4 protein-coding genes are annotated in these 6585 nt (G+C 42.1%); 3 read left to right on the top strand and 1 reads right to left on the bottom strand.

Features of this window, described 5'->3' with window-relative positions; genetic code table 11:
- Positions 1-66 precede the first annotated feature (66 nt).
- Entirely contained in the window at positions 67-2511 is a 2445-nt protein-coding gene (locus ROSEINA2194_RS10895; protein ID WP_007886762.1) for a glycoside hydrolase family 94 protein, read from the bottom strand.
- A gap of 498 nt (positions 2512-3009) precedes the next feature.
- Between ROSEINA2194_RS10895 and ROSEINA2194_RS10890 the strand changes: the two genes are divergently transcribed.
- The 3 genes from ROSEINA2194_RS10890 to ROSEINA2194_RS10880 all read left to right on the top strand — a co-directional run bounded on the left by ROSEINA2194_RS10890 (position 3010) and on the right by ROSEINA2194_RS10880 (position 6583).
- Positions 3010-4035, top strand: coding sequence for a LacI family DNA-binding transcriptional regulator (locus tag ROSEINA2194_RS10890; RefSeq protein ID WP_007886755.1), 1026 nt, complete (start codon positions 3010-3012; stop codon positions 4033-4035).
- A 47-nt stretch (positions 4036-4082) separates the two neighbouring features.
- Positions 4083-5489 carry a hypothetical protein gene (locus ROSEINA2194_RS10885; protein WP_007886754.1) on the top strand — a complete coding sequence of 469 codons (1407 nt, stop codon included), beginning with the start codon at positions 4083-4085 and terminating at the stop codon, positions 5487-5489.
- A gap of 179 nt (positions 5490-5668) precedes the next feature.
- Positions 5669-6583, top strand: coding sequence for a carbohydrate ABC transporter permease (locus ROSEINA2194_RS10880; protein ID WP_021924078.1), 915 nt, complete (start codon positions 5669-5671; stop codon positions 6581-6583).
- Positions 6584-6585 lie beyond the last annotated feature (2 nt).

Below are 6585 nucleotides of genomic sequence, written 5' to 3'. Positions count from 1 at the left end.
CAGGAATATCATATTTCGTCTGTACGATTTTTCGTTATAATAGCCAATAATATTGACTTGTTCTAGTTATCCCATAATAATCTTAACGTGAACCTCTTTTTTGCTAGCGTCCACAGGGATAAGATTTCCCTCAATTGCATTGCCATCCACGGTAACGGAAGCAATACCTTTTTCTACATGATTCGGGTTTTCAACCTCAATGTGGTAAGTCGTGCCACGGAAATCACGTTTTGCGGTGAAGCCGTCCATAAAGGAAGGAATACAAGGATCTACGATCAAACCATCATAATCAGGGCGGATACCGAGGATATACTGGGAAGCATTTAAGAATGTCCATGCAGCAGTACCGGTCAGCCAGCTATTTTTTGCCTCTCCGAAGTTTGGAGCGTCTTTACCGGCAATCATCTGGGAGTATACATATGGCTCTGTGCGATGAATTTCACTGATATCTTCGATATATGCCGGACAGGTTCTTGTGTAGACCTGCCATGCACGGTTTCCACGGCCAACAACAGTTTCTGCAATGGAGATCCATGGGTTGTTGTGACAGAAAATACCGGCATTCTCTTTGTATCCTGGTGGATAAGAAGAGATTTCACCGAGCTCAACATGATATCTGTGATAAGGTGGCTGCAATAATACAATACCGTATTTGGTATCCAGATATTTTTCAACAGATTCCATTGCTTTTAAGCAGTTGCCTTCTTTTAAGCCAATCTCTGCCATGACACAGAAGCCCTGTGGCTCAATGTAAATCTTGCCATCTTCGCATTCTTTGGATCCGATTTTATTTTTATAATGATCGTATGCACGCAGGAACCACTCTCCGTCCCAGCCGGCATCCAAAACTGTTTTTTCCATATCTGCAATGGCTTCTTCTGCAAGCGCAGCCTCCTCAGCCATGCCACGGTGTCTGCAGATTTCCACGTAATCTTTTCCATAGCGGACAAACATTCCGGCAATAAAAACAGATTCTGCATTAGGCCCTTCCGATGGACCAAAGGTCTGGAACGATTCGCCTGGCTCTGTAGAGAAGCAGTTTAAGTTCAGACAGTCATTCCAGTCAGCACGTCCGATCAGCGGAAGTTTGTGTGGACCACGGTGTTCCATGGTATAGTGGAAGGATCTGCGTAAGTGTTCCATAAGATCCGTTGCTTTGGAATCATCATTATCATAAGGTGTGCGCTCATCCAGAATGGAGTAGTCGCCGGTTTCTTTGATATAGGCGGCAGTTCCGGCAATAAGCCACAGTGGATCATCGTTAAAACCGCTTCCAATGTCCGAGTTTCCTTTTTTTGTAAGTGGCTGGTACTGATGATAAGCGCTTCCATCTTCAAACTGTGTGGAAGCGATATCTAAAATTCTCTGACGTGCGCGGTCTGGAATCAGATGAACAAAGCCCAAAAGATCCTGACAGGAATCACGGAATCCCATTCCACGTCCGATGCCGGATTCGTAATAGGAAGCAGAACGGCTCATATTAAAGGTTACCATACACTGATACTGATGCCAGATGTTTACCATGCGGTCAAGCTTTTCCTCTTTGGAAGAAACAGTAAAATGGCTGAGCAGTTTTTCCCAGTAAGCTTTCAGATCAGCAAGTGCCTGGTCTGCTTTTTCTGTTGTGTTGAATTTTTCTAATAATTTTTCAGCAGGAGTGCGGTTGATGATACCATCTTCCGGTCTGCCAACCCATTTTTCTGCTGCCAGATTCTCCACATAACCGAGAACAAATACATAAGTTCTGGATTCGCCCGGAGCAAGGGTTACATCTAACTGATGGCTGCCGACCGGAGCCCAGCCGCTTGCAACAGAATTTTTGCAGGAGCCGGATACGACAACGTCAGGAGCCGAATTTTCACCGTACGCACCAAGAAATGCATCACGACTTGTATCAAATCCGGCAATTGGAGCATTGACGGAGTAAACAGCGTAATGGTTTCTTCTTTCCCGGTACTCGGTTTTATGATAGATGGCGGAACCATGGATTTCAACCTCGCCGATGGAGTAGTTACGCTGGAAGTTTGTCATATCGTCCATTGCATTCCAGAGACAGAACTCTACATAAGAAAAAATGGAAAAATGTTTTTCTTCTTTACTGTGGTTGGTCATGGTCAGCTTATTGATCTCGCAGGTGCTTCCAATCGGAACGAAGTCTGTCAGCTCTGCGGCAAGATCATTTTTGTTTCCTTTAAAAATGGAATAACCGATACCGTGATGACATTCATAGGAATCCAGATCAGTCTTGGTTGGCATCCAGCCCGGATTCCAGATGGTATTTCCTTCTTTAATATAGTAGTAATGTCCGTTGCTGTCTCCGGGAACATTGTTGTAACGGTATCTGGTAAGACGTAACAGCTTTGCATCTTTATAAAAGCTGTAGCCGCCGCATGTGTTTGAAACTAATGAAAAGAAATCTTCACAGCCGAGGTAATTAATCCAAGGCAGTGGTGTTTTTGGGGAAGTGATGACATACTCTTTTGCATTATCATCGAAATATCCGAATTTCATATAAATCCTCCTTGTTTTGCGAAGCAAAATCCGAGTTCCTCTGAACGAGGAGAGGATTTAGCCTCCTTGTTTTGCATATTACTTAACGAAAACGATTAAGTAAATATTCCTTATCTAAAATTATATCTTGCAGAATTATAAAAAATCAACAAAAAATCCTTTAAAATAAGCAAAAACAGCACTTTCAACAAAAATTACAGCCTAATATGGAAGAAAGCAACAAAAGAGGGTTAAGCTGGATGATTAAACTTAAAATACGAAAACGTATAAGACTTTGCTGCGCAAACGGTTAAAAAACATAAGTAATCATAAAAAATGCACAAAAAATCAGAGAAAAAAATGTAAAATTAGCCGAAATGTCAAAAAAGTATTGCAATCCGTTTGCATAAGAGCTATATTAAAGATGCGAAAACGATTAAGTAAAAACTTCGAAAGACTTAAGCAGCAAGACAACAGGTCATACATAATAAAGTCTGGAAGAAGTACCTGGAGGATTCAATGGTATCTTTAAAAACAATTGCCGAAAAGTGTGGAGTATCAACTGCCACCGTCAGTAAGGCATTAAATGATCAAAAAGATATCAGTGAAGAGACAAAGAGTCGTATCCGGACGGTAGCAGAGCAATTAGGATATTTTCCGAATGCAGCAGCAAGATCACTTAAGACCAACCATTCATACAACCTCGGAGTTCTATTTGAAGAGGAAGCAGGAAGTGGTTTACAGCATGAATATTTTTCAGGAGTATTAAATGGTCTGAAAGTTCAGGCGGAGAAGCAGGGTTATGACATTACATTTATCAATACCTGTTTTGAAAACCGGAAGATGTCTTATCTGGAACATTGCAAATACCGGAATTTTGAAGGAGTTGCAATTGTGTGTGCGGATTTTAACGACGCTGGCGTCATGGAACTGATGAATAGCGAAGTACCGGTTGTTACCATCGACTACCTGCATCACAACTGCACGGCGGTCAGCTCGAACAACATTCAGGGCATGGAAGATCTGGTCAGATATATTTATTCTCAGGGACACAGGAGGATCGCTTACATCCACGGACAGCAGAATGGTTCGGCAGTTACCAAAGACCGGTTGACCAGTTTTTACCGGACAATGGATGAACTGAAGCTGGAAGTCCCGGATGAGTACATCCGCACAGCAGATTACCTGGAGACAAGGGAAGCGGCAAAACAGACGAAGGAACTTCTGAATTTGGAAAATCCGCCAACCTGTATCATTTATCCTGATGACACCGCACTGATCGGTGGAAGAAATGTCATTATAGAGATGGGACTTCGGATACCAAAAGACATTTCGGTAGCAGGATACGACGGAACAAGGATGTCACAGCTTTTGCATCCGAAGCTTACCACAATTAAGCAGGACACAGAAGAGATTGGCAGAGAGGCTGCAAAACGGCTGATCGGATCCATTGAAAAACCAAAAACAACTCTCATAGAGAGAGTCGTTATAGAAGGAATCCTCATACCGGGACAATCGGTAGGAAAGATTCCGGAACAAAAATAACAATGCAAACAAGGCGGAAGCCAAAAAATTAAGGAGGAGGGTTTTCTATGAAAAAGAAAATCATTAGCGCATTATTATGTGCATCCATGGTAGCAACTATGGTAGCAGGATGTGGTGGATCATCAGACACAACATCCACAGACAACAGCAACTCAGGTGCAGCAGCACCGGCAACAGAATCTGGATTTGATGCAGCGGAGACAGATACAACAGGTGATGAGGGAAAAGTTCTTAACATTTATTGCTGGAATGAAGAGTTTAAGAGCCGTCTGACAGATCACTATCCTGGATATGAGGAAGTGGATGCTACATCAGGTAAGATTGGGGATGTTACCGTAAAATGGAATATCACACCAAACGATGACAACGCATATCAGAACAATCTGGATGCGACATTATTAAAACAGGAATCAGCAGCAGCCGATGACAAGATTGATTTATTCTTAGTAGAAGCAGACTACGCATTGAAATATGTTGATACAGATTACACAATGCCAGTCGCAGATCTTGGAATCACAGATGCAGATCTTGCAAATCAGTATCAGTATACAAAAGATATCGTTACAGATTCTAACGGCGTATTAAAAGGTGTTTCATGGCAGGGCTGCCCGGGTGTATTATTCTATAACCGTGATGCAGCAAAAGAGGTTCTTGGAACAGATGATCCTGACGAAGTTCAGAAATATGTTTCTGACTGGGATACATTCAATGATACAGCAGAGACAATGAAAGCTGCCGGATATAAGATGACATCTTCCGTCAATGATACTTACCGTGTATATTCTAACAACGTTACTTCTAAGTGGGTAGAAGATGGCAAGATCAATATTGATGATAACATTATGAAATGGGTATCTGACTCAAAAGAACTTTATGATGCAGGCGAGACAGAAACATATGAACTTTGGAGTGATGACTGGAAGAAAGGCTTCTATCCGGAAGGAAAAGTATTCTGCTACTTTGGACCAGCATGGTTCGTGAACTTCTCTATGGCAGCTGACACCGAAGGATCTATCGGTTACAACGGTGGATGGGGCGCTACACCAGGACCTCAGGGCTTCTATTGGGGCGGTACATGGATCTGTGGAGCAACAGGTACAGATAACGCAGGTCTCGTAAAAGATATCATCTTAAAGATGACAACAGATGAGACAATCATGAAAGATATCGTAGTAAAAGATGATGATTTCGTTAACAATAAACCAGCTATGGAAGCAATGGCAGCAGATACAAGCTACCAGAGTAAAGTATTAGGCGGACAGAACCCATTGGCTATGTACTGTGCAAGTGTAGAAAAACTTGATTTAAGTAACCTTTCTGCATACGATCAGGGATGTAACGAAGAGTTCCAGAACGCAATGAAGAACTACTTTGAAGGCAATGCTTCACTTGATGATGCACTTGACTTATTCTACAAAGCAGTTGTTGAGAAATATCCGGACTTAACATACTAAAATAATAAGCCGCGCCTGCCAGACCGGCGGGTGCGGCTATCTTTATATCTATCTCCGGACGGAGAGAAAGCAGTCAGCGGCGTAAAGCGCAGAGCTGACAGCAGATTTGCACAAAAAGATGTCCGTGAAGGGATGCTGTGAACTCTGTGAAAAATAAAAAGAAGGGGGCAAGAGGCGTTATGAAGAAGAAAAGCAGTAAAGCAGTCAGATATAACAAATGGGGTTACATTTTTCTGATTCCTTTTATTCTGGTGTATGTTGTATTCCAGCTTATACCACTGTTTAATACCATTTATAACAGCTTTTTTGAAAATTATTTATCAGGTCTGACACAGATCGGACCAAACTTTGTGGGACTGGAGAACTACAAAACGCTGTTTACACAGGGCGATATCTGGATTTACGCAAAGAATACCATGATTTTATGGATCATGTGTTTTGTGCCACAGATTATTTTGTCATTACTGTTAGGTGCATGGTTTTCTGACGTGCGTTTGAAATTAAAAGGAAGCAGATTTTTCAAGACCGTGATCTATCTGCCAAACCTGATCATGGCATCCGCATTTTCCATGTTGTTCTTTACACTGTTCTCAGATGGTGGACCGATCAACTCGATTTTAATGCAGATCGGAATCATTTCAGAGCCATATAAGTTTCTGGCAAACACAGGAAGTGCGAGAGGACTGATCGCCCTTATGAACTGTCTGATGTGGTTTGGTAATACGACCATTCTTTTAATGGCAGGCATGATGGGTATCGATACTTCCCTATTTGAAGCGGCAGAGGTGGATGGAGCAACTTCCACACAGGTATTCTACAAAATTACATTACCGCTGCTCCGGCCGATTTTAGTATATGTTGTGATCACATCGCTGATCGGTGGATTACAGTTATTCGATGTACCACAGATTTTGACCAATGGTACCGGTGATCCAATGAGATCGACCATGACATTGATCATGTTCTTAAATAAACATCTGTACAGCAAGAACTACGGAATGGCTGGTGCAGTATCCGTAATCCTGTTCATCATCACCGCAATTTTAAGTCTTATTGTCTTTAAGGTAACTGGAAACGATAAGAGAAAAGCATGAGT

The organism is Roseburia inulinivorans DSM 16841 (assembly GCF_000174195.1).
Lineage (GTDB): Bacteria > Bacillota > Clostridia > Lachnospirales > Lachnospiraceae > Roseburia > Roseburia inulinivorans.
This window is presented reverse-complemented; position numbering and strand designations above follow the sequence as displayed.